Genomic DNA, 17,413 nt, shown 5'->3' on the forward strand with positions numbered 1-17,413 from the left:
TCTCTTCAACCGAACCGCTTGTTGTGTAAAGTGATTCACATCCGCCGTGTCGATGGAGGCGCATTATAGGGAGCCGCCGAGGAATGACAAGCGGAAAAATGCATTTTTATTTCAACCGCTCACCTTTTCACCAAAAAGGCTATTTTTGGTGCTTTTTAATCTCTTTTGGCAGATCGGCCAGACTATTAATCACCCAATCCGCCGCATTCTCAGCTTCTGGCGTCACTGGCTTGCCGGTACGCACTAATATTTTAGTCCCTACACCCGCGGCTGCGGCTGCCTGCATATCTTCCAGTTTATCGCCCACCATATAAGAAGCCGCCATATCAATGTGCAGGAACTCCTGCGCAGAGATAAACATCCCCGGATGCGGCTTACGGCAATCACAGGTCTGACGATACGCTTCTACGGTGCCCTGCGGATGATGCGGACAATAGTAGATGCCATCGAGATCCACACCGCGGTCGGCAAGTGACCAGTCCATCCATTCGGTCAGCGTCTCGAACTGCGCTTCGGTGAATTTACCGCGTGCAATACCAGACTGGTTCGTCACAACCACCAGCGCATAGCCCATCTCTTTCAGCTGGCGCATGGCATCTATTACGCCCTCGATAAACTCGAACTCATCAATCTCATGGACATAACCGTGATCCACATTAATAGTGCCGTCACGATCGAGAAAAATTGCGGGTACTGATTTTGCCACCGGTTTGCTCCTGAAAAAGGCATGTTCAGCTAGTATCTCATGAATCGCAGCGCAATAAAGTGCTCATCGTACAGAGTTGGATTGATTTAGACGTCTGGATGCCTTAACATCCGTTTTGTTTACGGTCATCACCCGTATCTGGCAGAAGAAAATGCCACGGCTAACTTACATACGATAAAAATAATCTAATGATTAAACTTTCCAATATCACCAAAGTGTTCCAGCAGGGGAACCGAACCATTCAGGCGCTGAACAACGTCAGCCTGCATGTTCCTGCTGGTCAAATTTATGGCGTCATTGGCGCATCGGGTGCAGGTAAAAGTACGCTGATCCGTTGTGTTAACCTGCTTGAGCGCCCAACCCAGGGCAGCGTAGAAGTTGGCGGCCAGGAACTTACCGCCCTTTCAGAGAAAGAACTCACCAAAGCGCGTCGTCAGATTGGCATGATCTTCCAGCACTTTAACCTGCTGGCTTCCCGCACCGTGTTCGGCAACGTTGCCTTACCGCTTGAGCTGGATAACACGCCGAAAGAAGAAGTGAAGCGTCGCGTCACCGAGCTGCTCGACCTCGTAGGTCTGGGCGACAAACAGGATAGCTACCCGGCAAATCTGTCCGGTGGGCAAAAACAGCGTGTGGCCATTGCCCGCGCGCTGGCAAGCAATCCTAAGGTGCTGCTGTGTGATGAAGCCACCAGCGCACTGGATCCGGCAACCACGCGTTCGATTCTGGAACTGCTGAAAGACATTAACCGTCGCCTGGGCCTGACGATCCTCCTTATTACGCACGAGATGGATGTGGTGAAACGCATCTGCGACTGCGTGGCGGTCATCAGTAACGGTGAACTGATCGAGCAGGACACGGTAAGCGAAGTGTTCTCGCATCCGAAAACCCCGCTGGCGCAGCAGTTCATCCAGTCCACGCTGCATCTGGATATTCCGGAAGACTATCTGGAACGTCTGAAAACAGAATCCACAGCTGACAGCGTCCCGATGCTGCGCATGGAGTTCACCGGTCAGTCCGTTGATGCTCCCCTGCTTTCCGAAACCGCACGTCGCTTTAACGTGAATAACAACATCATCAGCGCGCAGATGGATTACGCCGGTGGCGTGAAGTTCGGCATCATGCTGACAGAAATGCACGGCACACAAGAAGAAACCCAGGCAGCCATTGCCTGGCTGCAAGAACATCACGTAAAAGTAGAGGTACTGGGTTATGTCTGAGCCGATGATGTGGCTGCTGGTTCGCGGCGTTTGGGAAACGCTGGCAATGACCTTTGTCTCTGGCTTCTTTGGTTTTGTGATTGGCCTGCCGGTCGGCGTGTTGCTGTACGTGACGCGTCCGGGTCAAATCATTGAGAACGCGAAGCTGTACCGTACGCTCTCTGCGCTGGTGAACATCTTCCGTTCTATCCCGTTCATTATTCTGCTGGTGTGGATGATTCCATTTACCCGCGTGATCGTCGGAACGTCTATCGGTCTGCAGGCGGCGATCGTTCCGCTGACCGTTGGCGCTGCGCCGTTTATCGCCCGTATGGTGGAAAACGCCCTGCTGGAGATCCCAACCGGTTTGATCGAAGCGTCCCGCGCGATGGGCGCCACGCCGATGCAGATCGTCCGCAAGGTTCTGCTGCCTGAGGCACTGCCAGGGCTGGTGAATGCGGCAACCATTACGCTTATCACCTTGGTCGGTTATTCCGCGATGGGCGGTGCCGTAGGCGCGGGCGGTTTAGGTCAGATTGGTTACCAGTACGGCTATATTGGATATAACGCGACCGTGATGAATACCGTTCTGGTATTGCTGGTTGTTCTGGTTTACTTAATCCAGTTCTCTGGCGATCGCATCGTCAGGGCTGTTACGCACAAATAACGTTACACACAACATAAACTCTACGAGTTAAGGATAAAACATGGCGTTTAAATTAAAGACCTTCGCAGCAGTAGGCGCGCTGATCGGCTCTCTGGCACTGGTGGGTTGCGGTCAGGATGAAAAAGATCCGAACCACATTAAAGTGGGCGTTATCGTAGGTGCAGAACAGCAGGTTGCAGAAGTTGCTCAGAAAGTAGCGAAAGAGAAATATGGCCTGGACGTGGAGCTGGTGACCTTCAACGATTACGTTCTGCCGAACGAAGCGCTGAGCAAAGGTGATATCGACGCGAACGCCTTCCAGCATAAACCATACCTGGACCAGCAGATCAAAGATCGCGGCTATAAACTGGTGGGCGTGGGTAATACCTTCGTTTATCCAATTGCCGGTTACTCTAAGAAAATTAAATCCCTGGACGAACTGCAGCCGGGCTCTCAGGTTGCCGTCCCTAACGACCCGACTAACCTTGGTCGTTCCCTGCTGCTGCTGCAGAAAGTGGGCCTGATCAAACTGAAAGACGGTGTTGGCCTGCTGCCAACCGTTCTGGACGTCACCGAGAACCCGAAAAATCTGAAAATTGTTGAGCTGGAAGCACCGCAGCTGCCACGTTCTCTGGACGATGCGCAGATTGCCCTGGCCGTTATCAACACCACGTACGCCAGCCAGATTGGCCTGACGCCAGCTAAAGACGGTATCTTCGTTGAAGATAAAGACTCTCCATACGTAAACCTGATCGTGACTCGCGAAGACAACAAAGACGCGGAAAACGTGAAGAAATTCGTACAGGCCTATCAGTCTGACGAAGTTTACCAGGAAGCCAACAAAGTGTTTAACGGCGGCGCTGTTAAAGGCTGGTAATCTCACCTCAGTGTAATATCATCAGGACGGGCTTATGCCCGTCTTGTCATTTGTGCAGTCAACTGATTCAATATCTGACGTTTTGATTATCCATTGAGGAAATATTATGCGTGCTTTACCGATCTGTCTTTTAGCACTCATGCTGAGCGGCTGTTCTATGCTAAGCAGATCTCCCGTTGAACCTGTTCAAAGCACGGCAACCCCGCCAAAGACCGAGCCTGCGAAACCGAAAGTGGTTCGCCCTGCGCCGGTTCGCATTATCACGAAAGCGGATGAACTCGTCGGTAAACCGTTCCGTGAACTGGGCGAAGTGAGCGGCGAATCCTGTCAGGCGACCAATCAGGACTCACCACCGAATATCCCGACAGCGCGTAAACGCATGCAGATTAATGCCGCAAAAATGAAAGCCAACGCGGTCCTGCTGCACAGCTGTGAAGTCACCAGCGGCACGCCGGGCTGCTACCGTCAGGCGGTGTGCATCGGTTCTGCGCTGAACATCACGGCGAAATGAGTGCATTTCAGTTCGAGCAGATAGGCGTTATCCACTCTCCTTACAAAGAGAAGTTCGCCGTCCCCCGCCAGCCCGGTCTTGTCACCAGCGGACGCGGTGAGCTTCACCTGATTGCGCCTTACAATCAGGCCGATGCGGTACGCGGGCTTGAGGCGTTCAGCCACCTGTGGGTGGTGTTCGTGTTCCACCAGACGATGGAAGGCGGCTGGCGTCCTACCGTGCGTCCTCCTCGTCTTGGCGGCAATGCGAGAATGGGGGTGTTTGCGACGCGCTCGACCTTCCGTCCAAACCCGGTTGGCATGTCGCTGGTTGAACTGAAAGGCATACGCTGCCAGAAAGATCGGGTGATACTGGAGTTAGGTAGCATGGACCTGGTAGACGGCACGCCGGTGATCGACATCAAACCCTATTTGCCCTTCGCCGAAGCCCTTCCGGACGCGCGTGCAAGCTATGCTCAGGACGCCCCACAGGCGGACATGCCTGTATATTTTACGCCTGAGATAACCGCTCAGTTCGGCCAACTGGAGAAACGCTATCCTCGCTTACGGGATTTCATCACCGAAGTTCTGGCACAGGACCCGCGTCCGGCCTACCGTAAAGAAGAGGAAGCAGGTAAAACGTACGCCGTCTGGCTGCTGGATTTTAACGTTCGCTGGCGCGTCACCGGGGCAGGTTTTGAAGTGTTTGCCCTTGAACCCAGGTAATTTTGTTCTCCTCTCTTTTGGCATCTTTGCCACACTGGTAAACTAAACCACTTTTTTTGTGTCAGGCTGGTGTTTCAGCCTGTTCCAATCGTCGAAATGGAACCGTAACAACATGCGTACTAGCCAATATCTGCTCTCCACTCTGAAGGAGACGCCTGCCGACGCCGAAGTGATCAGCCATCAGCTGATGCTGCGCGCCGGGATGATCCGCAAGCTGGCCTCCGGGTTATACACCTGGCTGCCGACCGGCGTGCGCGTCCTGAAAAAAGTCGAAAACATCGTGCGTGAAGAGATGAACAACGCCGGTGCTATCGAGGTGTCCATGCCCGTGGTTCAGCCCGCTGACCTGTGGCAGGAGAGCGGTCGTTGGGAACAGTATGGTCCTGAACTGCTGCGCTTCGTCGATCGTGGCGAGCGTCCGTTCGTTCTCGGCCCAACGCATGAAGAAGTCATCACCGACCTGATTCGTAATGAGCTGAGCTCTTACAAACAGCTGCCGCTGAACTTCTTCCAGATCCAGACCAAGTTCCGTGACGAAGTTCGCCCGCGTTTCGGCGTCATGCGCTCTCGCGAATTCCTGATGAAAGATGCCTACTCTTTCCATACCTCTCAGGAATCCCTGCAAGAGACCTACGACAAAATGTACGCGGCGTACAGCAAAATCTTTTCCCGCATGGGGCTGGATTTCCGTGCTGTGCAGGCTGATACCGGCTCCATCGGCGGTAGCGCATCTCATGAATTCCAGGTACTGGCGCAGAGCGGTGAAGACGATGTGATCTTCTCTGACTCTTCCGATTACGCGGCGAACATCGAATTCGCAGAAGCGCTTGCACCAAAAGAACCACGTGCTGCGGCAACGCAAGAGATGACGCTGGTTGATACGCCAAACGCGAAAACCATTGCCGAGCTGGTTGAGCAGTTCAACCTGCCGATCGAAAAAACCGTGAAGACGCTGCTGGTGAAAGCCACCGAAGGGGGCGCTTACCCGCTGGTTGCCCTGCTGGTGCGTGGCGATCACGAGCTGAACGAAGTGAAAGCTGAGAAGCTGCCGCAGGTCGCCAGCCCGCTGACGTTCGCCACGGAAGCGGAAATCCGCGCCGTGGTCAATGCTGGCCCAGGTTCTCTCGGTCCGGTGAATATGCCGGTGCCTGTTGTTATTGACCGCACGGTAGCCGCGATGAGCGACTTCTCCGCCGGTGCTAACATCGACGGTAAACACTACTTCGGCATCAACTGGGATCGCGACGTGGCGACGCCGGAAGTAGCAGACATCCGTAACGTGGTCGCAGGCGATCCAAGCCCGGACGGTCAGGGTACCCTGATGATCAAGCGCGGCATTGAAGTCGGTCACATCTTCCAGCTGGGTGATAAATACTCTCGCGCGCTGAACGCCGCTGTTCAGGGTGAAGATGGCCGTAACCAGATCCTGACCATGGGTTGCTACGGTATCGGGGTGACGCGCGTGGTAGCTGCCGCCATTGAGCAGAACTATGACGAGCGCGGCATCGTCTGGCCAGACAACATCGCGCCGTTCCAGGTTGCGATTCTGCCAATGAACATGCACAAGTCTTACCGCGTGCAGGAGCTGGCCGAGAAGCTGTATGCCGAGCTGCGTGCGCAGGGTATCGAAGTGCTGATGGATGACCGTAAAGAGCGTCCGGGCGTGATGTTTGCCGATATGGAACTGATCGGTATCCCACACACCGTCGTGATCGGCGACCGTAACCTCGACAGCGACGAGATTGAATACAAATACCGTCGCAGCGGCGAAAAACAGATGATCAAGACCGGCGACATTCTTGATTACCTGGTGAAAGCCATCAAAGGCTAAACAAAAAACCCCGCTCAGGCGGGGTTTTTTTAATGGCTCAGCGTCAGCTTATTTACTGTTACAGTCTTTACCCGCAACAAACTTCGCGTCTTTATCTGCCACCAGCGTTTTCACCATCTCTCCACTATCCGGGTTTGGCTCCAGCGTAAAGTGACCGTCCACCGTCAGCAATACCGGTTTGCTGTCATTGCCGCGCGCCACCGCGTAATCACGTTCAAGCTGCGCATTGTTTGCCACGCTGACCTTCTTACCGGTTGCGCAGTCGGTAAAGATCGCCGCATCCGCCATATAGAAGTACATCCCCCGCATCGCCATCGGCGTCGCGGGCAGAGCCGCTTTTACCGGTGCCAGCGTGTAGTTGAACTGGGATTCAATTGGATTGCCTTCACGATCCAGCATCTCCATCCCCTCGCCTTTGGCGCGGAAATAAGTTTTCTCGCCAGCGGTATCCGTCAGAACCAGCTTCTCCGCCGTTCGCGCCCATGTTCCATAAGTTGCAAAAGAAGAAGGCTCTTTTGCACCCTGATAGCGCTGGTTCATCACCCAGGTGCCGTCTTTTTGCAGGAACAGGGACGTTTCAATGCCTTCACAGTCCGCGCAAGGCAATACGCCGCGCCAGCTCTGCTGCATCGGTTTTAATTCTTCCGTCTGCGTGGGTTGTAAAACCTGCGTTTCGGAGCGGTTGTTACACCCGAAAAGCGCAAACAGCGTACTCACTGCCAGCGCTGACCATAATGCTTTTTTCACAATGAATTCCTTATGAAAAGTGTGTTCCCTTTCGTCACTCTGTGGGGCGACGAACTTTACCGCGTAGTGCTTTCACTGTGGATTTTTGGGCCTTCGAGGCCAGCCGACGCTCTTTCGATGCGCGGGTTGGCCGCGTTGCCCGGCGGCTTTTTTGTACTGCCGTTAATTCTTTGATGACCGCCACCAGCCTGGCTATCGCCGCTTCCCGGTTGAGCTCCTGGCTGCGGTATTCCTGGGCTTTGATCACCATCACGCCATCGCTGGTGATCAGGTGATGGCTGGCAGCAAGCAGACTTTCTTTATAATACTCTGGCAGGCTTGAGGCCCGAATGTCAAAACGCAAATGGATTGCCGTTGAGGCCTTGTTGACGTGCTGCCCACCTGCCCCCTGAGCACGGATGGCGGTGATCTCCAGCTCGTTGTCCGGAATGCTGACGTTTCGGGACAGGACGATCATGAGGCCGGTTGCCACGCCGTCAAATGAATTTCCAGATTATTCTGAGAATCAGAGAGCCAGATGGCACCGTCCTGAATCGTCGCCTGCAACACCATGGTCCGGCTGGCAAAGTCGCTCAGCTGCGCCAGTTGCTCATCATCCAGATACCAGACCGTGAGATTTTTATACTGTCCGCACTTGCTCTTGTTTTGCTGCCACCAAATCTCCGCAGCGCGCTGATTATACGCGAATAAGGCCACTTCAGCGGACTGAGTGCAGGCCTTCTTAATTCTGCGCTCGTCCGGCAGTCCAAGTTCGATCCACAAATCGATACCCAGATGATCGTTGCGCAGCCAGGCTTCTGGCTCGTCTTCTGCGCTTAACCCACGGGTAAACTGCAGACGCTCGTCAGCGTACTTAATCCACGCCAGCAGGCGCAGCATCATGCGCTCCTGGGTTTCGGAGGGGTGGCGAGCCAGCGTCAGCGAGGCGTCCAGGAACTGGTTGCGATCAAGATCGGCCACATTGACCACTGCTTTATAAATTGTCGCTTTCAGCGCCATGAGAGAACTCCATTCGAATCAGGCGCTCATTGTAGCGAAAACCGTGGCAAAAGGCTGTTGTAGGGTGATAAATACACCGCTATCAAGGCGCTGATATTGCTTAAATGAGTATGGTATAGTCACCTTGCTAAACCGAGTTTATCTTCGTAGGCTTAATGATATCTCACAGTAAGTCAGTGCGCTGGCGGGAGGGGATGTGAATAATTATTGTGAGTTAATTCGCAAACGGTATGCGGAAATCGCCAGCGGAGATCTGGGGTATGTCCCGGACGCGTTGGGCTGTGTATTGAAAGTGCTTAATGAAGTGGCCTCTGATGAGAGCCTTTCAGAGTCGGTCAGGGAAAAAGCAGCGTATGCTGCGGCGAATTTACTGGTGAGCGATTATGTCGATGAATGATACTTATCAACCCATCAATTGTGATGACTATGACAACCTCGAACTCGCCTGCCAGCATCATTTATTACTGACGCTGGAGCTAAAAGATGGCGAAGTGTTGAAGGCGAAGGCCAGCGATCTGGTTTCACGTAAGAATGTGGAATACCTGATAGTGGAAGATGCCGGTGCGACGCGTGAGCTGCGTCTGGATAAAATAGCCAGCTTCAGCCACCCGCAAATCGGCACCGTCGTGGTGAGCGAATCCTGATGACATTAACGGGCAGCCAGGCTGCCCGTTACGCTTTCTGCCACTCAAACCTAGCACCCTCTTCCGCCCATCCCGCTTCCGTGATGAAAATGCCCGCAGCAGCAATCAATGTTTCACCATAGAACAACAGCGGCGTGGTGTCGCGCAGCCACGGCGGCACGTTGCACTCCTGCCAGATTTTCTTCAGCTTGCGTCCCCCGTTGCGTCCGACAATATGCAGCATGCCGCCAGCCCTAAAGCGTACCGTTACCGGTTCACCTGCCTCTGGCAGCCTCACATGACCAGACGGTATAAGAGAGACACGTCCTGCCTCACTGGGCAATATCAGCGGAAGCGCAGGTGAAAGCCAGTCGAGCACCACATCGGTCAGTGAAGGCGTTGATTTTACCCACCAGAGTTCCCCTTTGTAGCGCCTTACATCAAAACCGTTCAGGTGGACGCACGGGGAAGCATCCTCCCGCGCCAGGGCAACCTCGTCCCAGATACGGTTTAGCATCGCCCGCGACGGCATCGCGGCGTGATGAGAGGCCAGCCAGCGCCGTAGCAGCGCGGCGCGGCGCACCGGGCTCATCGCTTTCAGCGGTGCAATCGCCAGCGCTCCGTCTTCAGAAATCAGTTCAGCCAGCTCGTCACTCAACAGCTCGTCCAGCAGCGATTCCTGTTCGGCGCACAGCATAGCGCTTCTTGCCGTCGCGTCGGCGAAATGCGGCCAGCGCTCGCTCAATAGCGGGAGGACACGCAGACGCAGAAAGTTACGGTCATAGCCGTCATCCTGGTTGCTCTCATCTTCAATCCAGCTGAGCTGATGTTCTCGCGCCCAGGCCTCAAGCGAGGCGCGCGTCTCGCCAAGCAGCGGACGCAGTAACGTTGTACCGGCAAACTCAGAACGCTCAGGCATGGCTGAAAGCCCTGCCGGTCCGCTGCCCCGCTTAAGCGCCAGCAGAAAGGTTTCACACTGATCGTCCAGATGCTGGGCCGTGACCAGGGCTTCTCCTGTACGCAATGCCTCGGCAAAGGCGGCATAGCGAGCTTTACGCGCCTGCGCCTCAATGCCCAGCCCTTCCTCCGCAAGCGTGACGCGCTCGACGAGAAGCGGGATCGCCCACGCCGCACACAAGGCTTCGCAGTGCGCCACCCACTCCTCTGCGTGAGGACTTAATCCGTGATGAATATGTATCGCCCGCAGCTGGACGTCAGGCTCCTGGTCGCGCCAGCGTTTAAGACGATGGAGCAGAACGGTGGAATCCAGGCCACCGCTAAACCCCACCAGCAGCTGGCGGTACGGTGAAACGGCGTGTGCGATAGCGGGTAAGGTCATAGGGAATTACACATAAAAAATGCCCGAACTGAGCGGGCATTATCACACAGGACGAAGATTACTGCTGATAAAGCTCCAGCGGCAGGCCGTCCGGGTCGTTGAAAAAGGTAAAGCGCTTGTCGGTAAACGGATCGACGCGGATTGCTTCACACGTCACGCCGTGCGCTTCCAGATGTTTTACTGCGCTATCCAGGTCATCGACGCTGAAGGCAAGATGGCGCAGGCCACAGGCTTCCGGACGGGACGGACGCGCAGGCGGAAAAGGAAAAGAGAACAGTTCAATCACATACTGCCCGTTTAACGCCAGGTCGCCCTTCCAGGAGTCGCGCTCCTCACGGTAGGCCTCGCTCAACAGCGTGAAGCCGAGAATATCGCAGTAGAAGGCCTTACTCTTCGCGTAATCGGTCGCAATGATCGCAATATGATGAACCTGTTTTAAACCCAGCATAGCTTCTCCTTTTTATGATGCCTGAACGTTACAACCGAAAACCCGCACCTGGCAAGCGGTCACCCTTATTTTAGGACTCGCACCCAGTACACGCCGTTTTCGTCGCGCTTCGCACCGTGGATATCCGTCTCAAAACCGGGATAGTGACGCCCTACCGAACAGAGCATCAGCAGGAAATCGAGCACGGCCCGACTCTCTTCGGTAATCATCTCTCCCGGCATCAGGAGCGGTACGCCCGGCGGATACGGCAGGATCATGTTGGCCGATACGCGCCCAACCAGATTTTCCAGCTCGACGGTTTCGACCTCCCCCCTCACCTGGCGCTGCCACGCCTTGTGCGGGGTAAACTTCATCTCCGGCAACACATCGAACGCCTGTAGCATCAGACGCGGCAGATCGTGCTGACGGATCAGCCTGTGGATCCCCTGGGCCAGATCCTGAATACGCATATTGCGGTAGAAGTCAGGATCTTCCGCGTAGAGATCCGGCAGCATGTTCTTCACCCGCAGGTTGAGATCGTAGGCGCGCTTAAATTCCATCAGACCGCGCAGCAGCCCCATCGCCCGGGTTTTATCAATCCCGATGCTGAACAGAAACAGCAAATTATAGGGGCCTGTTTTCTCCACCACCACGCCGCGTTCATCAAGGAATTTCGCCACCAGCGCAGCCGGGATCCCTTCCTCGCTCATCTTGCCCTGCTCATCCATACCCGGCGTCAGGATCGTCACCTTAACCGGATCGAGGAACATATGGTCACTATCGGCATCCCGGAAGCCATGCCAGTCTTCGGCGGGCGAAACCGGCCAGCATTCTGCTTCATCAATCTCTTCCGGCTGCCAGATATCAAAGAACCAGCCGTCGGCTTCCTCTTTCAGCCGCTGAACCTCTTTACGGAAATGCAGCGCGCGCTCCACAGAGCGATTGATAAGACGTTTACCGGGATTGCCGCGCAGCATCGCCGCAGCCGTTTCGATAGACGCCACCAGCGGATAGCTTGGTGAGGTGGTGGTATGCATCATAAAGGCTTCGTTAAAGGTCTCTTCGTCGTATTCGCCTTTGATGTGAATCAGCGAAGCCTGGGAAAACGCGGCCAGCATTTTGTGCGTCGACTGCGTTTCGAAGAACACTTTACCCGGCACGCGTTCACCGCTCATGCCGCTTTTACCCGCGTAAATCGGGTGGAAATTGGTGTACGGTACCCACGCGGAATCGAAGTGGATCGACGGCACGTCCAAAGTCTTTTTGATCCAGTCCGTGTTGTACAGCAGACCGTCATAGGTCGAGTTGGTGATCACCGCATGGACAGGCCAGCCTGCGCCGGGCACTGCCGCGACCTTGCGTTCAATCGCGTCATGGGCGAACTCCCGGCGTGGAATGCCGCCAAGAATACCGAGCGCGTTGCGCGTGGGCGACAGCCAGAGCGGTACAACGTCGCTCATCATCAGCAAGTGCGCCAGCGATTTATGGCAGTTACGGTCAATCAGCAGGGTGCTCCCCGCAGGCGCGGCATACATTCCGACGATTTTGTTCGAGGTCGAGGTGCCGTTGGTCACCATATAGCTCTGCTCGGCCCCAAAGGTGCGGGCGATATACTCTTCAGCTTCCAGATGCGGTCCGGTATGATCCAGCAGCGAGCCTAGTTCGGTGACTGAAATGGACACGTCCGCTTTCAGCGTGTTGCCACCAAAGAAATCATAGAACAGGCAGCCCACCGGGCTTTTTTGGTAGGCCGTTCCCGCCATATGCCCAGGCGTACAGAAGGTATATTTCCCCTCTTTCACGTAGGTGAAGAGCGCCCGGGTAAAGGGCGGCGTAATGTTATCGAGATATTCATTCGTGTATTGCTGAATTCGGGTCGCAATGTCTTCCGCCACGCCGAGGGAATATTCAAAGAACCACAGTGCCATACGCATATCATTGGCGCTGACGTCCATGGTTGAGTGGGTATTAATAAACGCGTACAGCGGGAGATATTCGTTCAGCTTGTTGATGTCGCTGCACAGTTCGAGGTCATATTCATCCCAGTCGAAGATCACGCCGCAGATACGCGGGTTATGCTCGATGAACTTCAGCAGATCGGCGCTGTTGTGCGGCCAGATTAGCTGATACCCACGCGACTGCAGGGCTTGCTCCAGCTCCTTAATCGGCTCATCTTTATAAAAGACGCCGTGTGGCCCCATAACGGCAATGATATTCATGGGCTTCCTCCTTAAAAAACATTAGCTAAGCATAGTCCGGCTAAACCGCAGGTATAAAAAAAGCCGCAACATTGTGCGGCTTTTCAGATAATTGTGAGGCTTACGCGTAGCCGTAGGTCATCAGACGCTGGTAACGGCGGTTGAGCAGATCTTCTTTGCTCAGCACATCCAGGTCTGCCAGATCGGCCAGCAGCTGCGCTTTCAGAGACGCTGCCATCACTTCCGGCTTACGATGAGCCCCACCCAGCGGTTCCGGGATGATGGAATCGATCAGCTTAAGCTCTTTCAGGCGTGGCGCAATGATGCCCATCGCTTCGGCAGCCAGAGGCGCTTTGTCGGCACTCTTCCACAGAATGGACGCGCAGCCTTCCGGGGAGATTACGGAATAGGTGCTGTACTGCAGCATATTCACTTTATCGCCCACGCCAATTGCCAGCGCACCACCGGAACCACCCTCACCGATAACGGTACAGATGACCGGCACCTTCAGACGAGACATCTCGCGCAGGTTGCGTGCGATGGCTTCAGACTGACCGCGCTCTTCCGCGCCCACGCCTGGGTATGCACCCGGGGTGTCGATGAAGGTGATGATTGGCATGTTGAAACGCTCAGCCATCTCCATCAGACGCAGGGCTTTACGGTAGCCTTCTGGTGCTGGCATACCGAAGTTACGACGGATTTTCTCTTTGGTTTCACGGCCTTTCTGATGACCAATGATCATCACCGGGCGTCCGTCCAGACGCGCGATACCACCAACGATAGCTTTGTCGTCAGCGTATGCGCGATCGCCTGCCAGTTCGTCAAATTCGTCAAACGCCAGGCGGACATAATCCAGGGTGTACGGACGCTGTGGATGGCGTGCCAGCTGGGCCACCTGCCATGCGCCGAGATCGGCAAAGATTTTGCGCGTCAGCTCTACGCTTTTCTCGCGCAGACGATGCACTTCTTCGTCGATGTTAATATCCAGTTTTTCATCCTGACGGCTTACCGCTGTCAGAGAATCGATTTTCGCTTCCAGCTCAGCAATCGGCTGTTCGAAATCAAGGAAATTCAGACTCATAGTATTCCTGTATTAGTCAAACTCCAGTTCCACCTGCTCCGAACCAATGAGGCCACGGAGATCGTTCAGTAAACGATCGCTCGGAGAGACACGCCACGTTGCACCAAAGCGCAACCGCGCACGTGCATCCGCCCTCTGATAGTAGAGATGTACTGGAATTGTCCCCGAGCGGTGGGGTTCCAGAGACTGACGGAGTCGGTTTAAAAGCTGGTCATCAATTTGCCTGTCCGTCAGCGAGATAGCAAGCCCGCGAGCATATTTTTCCCGGGCTTCGTCAATGTCCATCACTTCGCGGGCGGTCATTTTAAGCCCCCCACTGAAGTCATCAAAGCTGACCTGTCCGCTGACGATAAGTATGCGGTCTTTTTCCAGCAATTGCTGGTATTTATCCAGCGCGTCGGTGAACAACATCACCTCCAGACGCCCGGAACGGTCATCCAACGTACAGATGCCGATACGATTGCCGCGCTTGGTGACCATAACCCTTGCAGCAATCACGAGCCCCGCAGCCGTGGTGATTTTACCACGTTCTGTCGGATGCATGTCTTTTAGCCTGTGGCCGCCGACATAGCGCTCAATTTCTTTAATGTACTGGTTGATCGGGTGACCCGTCAGGTACAAACCTAACGTTTCACGCTCGCCGTCCAGCACCACCTGTTCTGGCCACGGCTGGCAGTTGGAATACGACTGCTCAATCTGCTCCGGCTCTTCCGCCAGCACCCCGAACATATCCGCCTGGCCAATGGCTTCCGCTTTCGCGTGCTGATCCGCCGCTTTCAGGGCGTCGCCCAGCGAGTTCATCAGCGCGGCGCGGTGCGGCCCCAGCCTGTCGAACGCGCCGGACATGATCAGTTTTTCCAGCACGCGGCGGTTCAGCTTTTTGGTATCGGTACGGGCGCAAAGATCGAACAGCTCGCGGAAATACCCGCCGTTGTTGCGCGCTTCGATGATCGCCTCGATCGGCCCTTCACCTACGCCCTTGATCGCGCCGATCCCGTAAACGATCTCCCCGTCGTCGTTGACGTGGAAATGGTAGAGACCTGAGTTAATATCCGGCGGCAGGATCTTCAGCCCCATGCGCCAGCACTCATCCACCAGGCCCACCACCTTCTCGGTGTTGTCCATATCGGCGGTCATTACCGCAGCCATAAACTCCGCAGGATAGTGCGCCTTCAGCCACAGCGTTTGATACGACACCAAAGCATAGGCGGCTGAGTGAGATTTGTTAAATCCGTACCCGGCGAATTTCTCCACCAAGTCGAAGATTTTCATCGCCAGCTCGCCGTCGACGCCGTTTTTCTTCGCCCCGTCTTCAAAGATGGAACGCTGCTTTGCCATCTCTTCCGGCTTTTTCTTACCCATTGCACGACGCAGCATGTCCGCGCCGCCAAGCGTATAGCCGGAAAGCACCTGGGCGATCTGCATCACCTGTTCCTGATACAGGATGATGCCATAGGTTGGCTCCAGTACCGGCTTCAGGCTTTCGTGCTGCCACTGAACGTCCGGGTAGGAAATCTCTTCGCGCCCGTGCTTACGGTCGATAAAGTTATCTACCATCCCTGACTGCAAAGGACCCGGACGGAACAGGGCCACCAGTGCGATCATATCTTCGAAGCAGTCGGGCTGCAGGCGCTTAATCAGATCTTTCATGCCGCGGGATTCAAGCTGGAAGACAGCAGTGGTCTCCGAGCGCTGCAGCATGTCGAAACTTTTCTTGTCGTCCAGCGGGATGGCCGCGATATCCAGCGGCGGCTCGCCGTTCTTCTCGCGGCGGGCGTTGATCATCTCCAGCGCCCAGTTGATGATGGTCAGCGTACGCAGGCCAAGGAAGTCAAACTTCACCAGCCCGGCGTATTCTACGTCGTTCTTGTCGAACTGGGTGACCGGATGCTGGCCCGCTTCGTCGCAATACAGCGGCGCGAAGTCGGTGATTTTGGTCGGGGCGATAACCACGCCCCCCGCATGCTTACCGGCGTTACGCGTGACGCCTTCCAGCTTGCGCGCCATGTCGATCAGCGCTTTGACCTCTTCGTCCGCTTCATAGATTTCCGGCAGCTGCGGTTCAGCCTCAAAGGCTTTTGCCAGCGTCATGCCCGGATCGGGCGGCACCAGTTTAGAGATGCGATCGACAAACCCGTAAGGGTGGCCCAGCACGCGGCCCACGTCGCGGATAACCGCTTTCGCCGCCATCGTACCGAAGGTAATGATCTGCGATACCGCATCACGGCCGTACATGTCGGCCACGTGCTCGATCACCTGGTCACGTTTCTCCATGCAGAAGTCGACGTCGAAGTCGGGCATCGAGACACGTTCCGGGTTGAGGAAACGTTCGAACAGCAGGTCGAATTCCAGCGGATCGAGGTCGGTAATTTTCAGCGCATACGCCACCAGCGAACCTGCGCCGGAGCCACGCCCCGGTCCAACCGGCACGCCGTTATCCTTCGACCACTGGATGAACTCCATAACGATCAGGAAGTAGCCCGGGAAGCCCATCTGGTTGATCACCTGGAGTTCAATGTCCAGGCGTTCGTCATACTCCGGGCGACGCTTTTTACGCTCTTCTTCATCCGGGAACAGGAATTCCAGACGCTCTTCCAGACCTTCTTTCGATTTCATGACCAGGAAATCTTCCGTGGTCATGTCACCCGTCGGGAACTGCGGCAGGAAGTATTCGCCAAGGCGGACGGTGACGTTGCAGCGCTTGGCGATCTCTACGCTGTTTTCCAGCGCTTCGGGGATATCGGAGAAGAGCTCACACATCTCCTCCTCGCTGCGCATGTACTGTTGAGCGGAGTAATTACGCGGCCGCTTCGGATCGTCGAGGGTAAAGCCATCGTGGATCGCCACGCGAATTTCGTGAGCGTCAAAATCGCCCGCCTCAAGGAACCGCACGTCGTTGGTGGCCACTACGGGCAACCCGCGCTCTTCTGCGAGCGCCACCGCGGCATGAAGATAGCTCTCTTCATCCTGACGGCCGGTACGGATCAACTCCAGGTAATAACGATTAGGGAAATATTCTTCATAGAACGAGACGCATTGATCCACCAGCGCGCTGTTACCGCGCAGCAGGGATTTGCCGACGTCCCCCATCCGGCCGCCTGAGATCAGGAGCAGCCCTTCGTTCAGTTCAGCCAGCCAGTCGCGGTCGATCCACGGGCCCAGCGCACCATATCCGCGCTGATAGGCTTTTGAGATAAGCAGTGTGAGGTTTTGGTAACCCGTGTTGTTCATCGCCAGCACGGAGATTTGCGTCAGTTCATCCCCGATGAGGTCGCTCTGCACGTGGAAATCTGCGCCGACGATCGGCTTCATCCCCGCGCCGTGCGCCGTTCCGTAGAACTTCACCAGACCACACAGGTTGGTAAAATCGGTGATCGCCAGCGCAGGCATGCCAAGCGAGGCCGCCTTTTTTACCAGCGGCCCGGTCTTCGCCAGCCCATCGATCATGGAGTAGTCGCTATGCACCCGCAGGTGTACGAAACGTGGTTCAGCCATCTTCAGATTCCGCGTTACTTAATTGCTTGC

Annotated in this window: 17 protein-coding genes; 8 read left to right on the plus strand and 9 right to left on the minus strand. The window is 55.4% G+C overall.

What is annotated here, in order from left to right; translation table 11 throughout:
* Positions 1-139: 139 nt before the first annotated feature.
* Positions 140-706: a D-glycero-beta-D-manno-heptose 1,7-bisphosphate 7-phosphatase gene (gmhB, locus tag N6P30_RS01830; RefSeq protein WP_008501879.1), complete on the minus strand. Its 567-nt coding sequence runs from the start codon at positions 704-706 to the stop codon at positions 140-142.
* 188 nt (positions 707-894) lie between these two features.
* On the opposite strand from gmhB, the gene metN reads away from it, so the two are divergent.
* The 6 genes from metN (at position 895) to proS (ending at position 6,474) form a co-directional block, all read left to right on the plus strand.
* Positions 895-1,926 carry a methionine ABC transporter ATP-binding protein MetN gene (metN, locus tag N6P30_RS01835; RefSeq protein WP_023293225.1) on the plus strand — a complete coding sequence of 344 codons (1,032 nt, stop codon included), beginning with the start codon at positions 895-897 and terminating at the stop codon, positions 1,924-1,926.
* Complete coding sequence (locus tag N6P30_RS01840) at positions 1,919-2,572, plus strand: methionine ABC transporter permease MetI (RefSeq protein ID WP_003856130.1); 654 nt, start codon at positions 1,919-1,921, stop codon at positions 2,570-2,572. The genes metN and N6P30_RS01840 overlap by 8 nt, the downstream gene beginning before the upstream one ends.
* A gap of 40 nt (positions 2,573-2,612) precedes the next feature.
* Complete coding sequence (gene metQ / locus N6P30_RS01845; protein ID WP_014168729.1) at positions 2,613-3,428, plus strand: methionine ABC transporter substrate-binding lipoprotein MetQ; 816 nt, start codon at positions 2,613-2,615, stop codon at positions 3,426-3,428.
* A gap of 106 nt (positions 3,429-3,534) precedes the next feature.
* A complete protein-coding gene (rcsF, locus tag N6P30_RS01850; protein ID WP_008501883.1) occupies positions 3,535-3,939 on the plus strand; it encodes an Rcs stress response system protein RcsF in 405 nt (134 codons plus the stop codon).
* Positions 3,936-4,643, plus strand: coding sequence for a tRNA (N6-threonylcarbamoyladenosine(37)-N6)-methyltransferase TrmO (gene tsaA, locus N6P30_RS01855; RefSeq protein ID WP_023293226.1), 708 nt, complete (start codon positions 3,936-3,938; stop codon positions 4,641-4,643). Before rcsF ends, tsaA begins: the two co-directional genes overlap by 4 nt.
* 112 nt (positions 4,644-4,755) lie before the next feature.
* Positions 4,756-6,474 carry a proline--tRNA ligase gene (gene proS / locus N6P30_RS01860; protein WP_023293227.1) on the plus strand — a complete coding sequence of 573 codons (1,719 nt, stop codon included), beginning with the start codon at positions 4,756-4,758 and terminating at the stop codon, positions 6,472-6,474.
* 48 nt (positions 6,475-6,522) lie between these two features.
* On the opposite strand, the gene nlpE is transcribed toward proS, so the two are convergent.
* Genes nlpE through N6P30_RS01875 form a run of 3 tightly spaced genes read right to left on the minus strand, consistent with a single transcriptional unit; the run spans position 6,523 to position 8,220 of the window.
* Positions 6,523-7,221 (minus strand): envelope stress response activation lipoprotein NlpE, encoded by a 699-nt coding sequence (gene nlpE / locus N6P30_RS01865; protein WP_021240479.1) that lies wholly within the window; start codon positions 7,219-7,221, stop codon positions 6,523-6,525.
* 34 nt (positions 7,222-7,255) lie between these two features.
* Positions 7,256-7,678, minus strand: coding sequence for an alternative ribosome rescue aminoacyl-tRNA hydrolase ArfB (arfB, locus tag N6P30_RS01870; protein WP_008501887.1), 423 nt, complete (start codon positions 7,676-7,678; stop codon positions 7,256-7,258).
* The gene (locus tag N6P30_RS01875; RefSeq protein WP_023293228.1) at positions 7,675-8,220 is read right to left on the minus strand and encodes a YaeQ family protein; all 546 of its coding nucleotides are present in this window, start codon (positions 8,218-8,220) and stop codon (positions 7,675-7,677) included. Before N6P30_RS01875 ends, arfB begins: the two co-directional genes overlap by 4 nt.
* A 196-nt stretch (positions 8,221-8,416) precedes the next feature.
* On the opposite strand from N6P30_RS01875, the gene N6P30_RS01880 reads away from it, so the two are divergent.
* Positions 8,417-8,617, plus strand: a complete 201-nt coding sequence (locus tag N6P30_RS01880) for a YaeP family protein (protein ID WP_008501889.1) — start codon at positions 8,417-8,419, stop codon at positions 8,615-8,617.
* Positions 8,604-8,864, plus strand: coding sequence for a Rho-binding antiterminator (gene rof, locus N6P30_RS01885; protein WP_008501890.1), 261 nt, complete (start codon positions 8,604-8,606; stop codon positions 8,862-8,864). The genes N6P30_RS01880 and rof overlap by 14 nt, the downstream gene beginning before the upstream one ends.
* Before the next feature lie 28 nt (positions 8,865-8,892).
* Here the strand turns inward: rof and tilS are convergent, their stop codons facing one another.
* From tilS to dnaE, 5 genes are all read right to left on the minus strand, one after another.
* Complete coding sequence (gene tilS / locus N6P30_RS01890; RefSeq protein WP_023293229.1) at positions 8,893-10,182, minus strand: tRNA lysidine(34) synthetase TilS; 1,290 nt, start codon at positions 10,180-10,182, stop codon at positions 8,893-8,895.
* Positions 10,183-10,240: 58 nt separating this feature from the next.
* Entirely contained in the window at positions 10,241-10,630 is a 390-nt protein-coding gene (locus N6P30_RS01895) for a VOC family protein (protein WP_023293230.1), read from the minus strand.
* Between the two features lie 65 nt (positions 10,631-10,695).
* Positions 10,696-12,828, minus strand: a complete 2,133-nt coding sequence (locus N6P30_RS01900; protein WP_023293231.1) for a lysine decarboxylase LdcC — start codon at positions 12,826-12,828, stop codon at positions 10,696-10,698.
* Between the two features lie 100 nt (positions 12,829-12,928).
* On the minus strand, positions 12,929-13,888 hold the full coding sequence (gene accA / locus N6P30_RS01905) for an acetyl-CoA carboxylase carboxyl transferase subunit alpha (protein ID WP_008501895.1): 960 nt from the start codon (positions 13,886-13,888) through the stop codon (positions 12,929-12,931).
* Between the two features lie 12 nt (positions 13,889-13,900).
* Entirely contained in the window at positions 13,901-17,383 is a 3,483-nt protein-coding gene (gene dnaE, locus N6P30_RS01910) for a DNA polymerase III subunit alpha (protein ID WP_008501896.1), read from the minus strand.
* Between the last annotated feature and the right edge of the window lie 30 nt (positions 17,384-17,413).

This window comes from Enterobacter sp. PL1, from assembly GCF_945957325.1.
Lineage (GTDB): Bacteria > Pseudomonadota > Gammaproteobacteria > Enterobacterales > Enterobacteriaceae > Enterobacter > Enterobacter roggenkampii.

Excerpts from the sequence above, each read along its gene's own strand:
- N6P30_RS01895 (WP_023293230.1), bottom strand. The coding sequence starts at position 10,630 with ATGCTGGGTTTAAAACAGGTTCATCATATTGCGATCATTGCGACCGAT.
- N6P30_RS01840 (WP_003856130.1), top strand. The coding sequence starts at position 1,919 with ATGTCTGAGCCGATGATGTGGCTGCTGGTTCGCGGCGTTTGGGAAACG.
- accA (WP_008501895.1), bottom strand. The coding sequence starts at position 13,888 with ATGAGTCTGAATTTCCTTGATTTCGAACAGCCGATTGCTGAGCTGGAA.
- N6P30_RS01900 (WP_023293231.1), bottom strand. The coding sequence starts at position 12,828 with ATGAATATCATTGCCGTTATGGGGCCACACGGCGTCTTTTATAAAGAT.
- tsaA (WP_023293226.1), top strand. The coding sequence starts at position 3,936 with ATGAGTGCATTTCAGTTCGAGCAGATAGGCGTTATCCACTCTCCTTAC.
- N6P30_RS01875 (WP_023293228.1), bottom strand. The coding sequence starts at position 8,220 with ATGGCGCTGAAAGCGACAATTTATAAAGCAGTGGTCAATGTGGCCGAT.
- tilS (WP_023293229.1), bottom strand. The coding sequence starts at position 10,182 with ATGACCTTACCCGCTATCGCACACGCCGTTTCACCGTACCGCCAGCTG.
- metN (WP_023293225.1), top strand. The coding sequence starts at position 895 with ATGATTAAACTTTCCAATATCACCAAAGTGTTCCAGCAGGGGAACCGA.
- dnaE (WP_008501896.1), bottom strand. The coding sequence starts at position 17,383 with ATGGCTGAACCACGTTTCGTACACCTGCGGGTGCATAGCGACTACTCC.
- rof (WP_008501890.1), top strand. The coding sequence starts at position 8,604 with ATGTCGATGAATGATACTTATCAACCCATCAATTGTGATGACTATGAC.
- arfB (WP_008501887.1), bottom strand. The coding sequence starts at position 7,678 with ATGATCGTCCTGTCCCGAAACGTCAGCATTCCGGACAACGAGCTGGAG.
- rcsF (WP_008501883.1), top strand. The coding sequence starts at position 3,535 with ATGCGTGCTTTACCGATCTGTCTTTTAGCACTCATGCTGAGCGGCTGT.
- metQ (WP_014168729.1), top strand. The coding sequence starts at position 2,613 with ATGGCGTTTAAATTAAAGACCTTCGCAGCAGTAGGCGCGCTGATCGGC.
- proS (WP_023293227.1), top strand. The coding sequence starts at position 4,756 with ATGCGTACTAGCCAATATCTGCTCTCCACTCTGAAGGAGACGCCTGCC.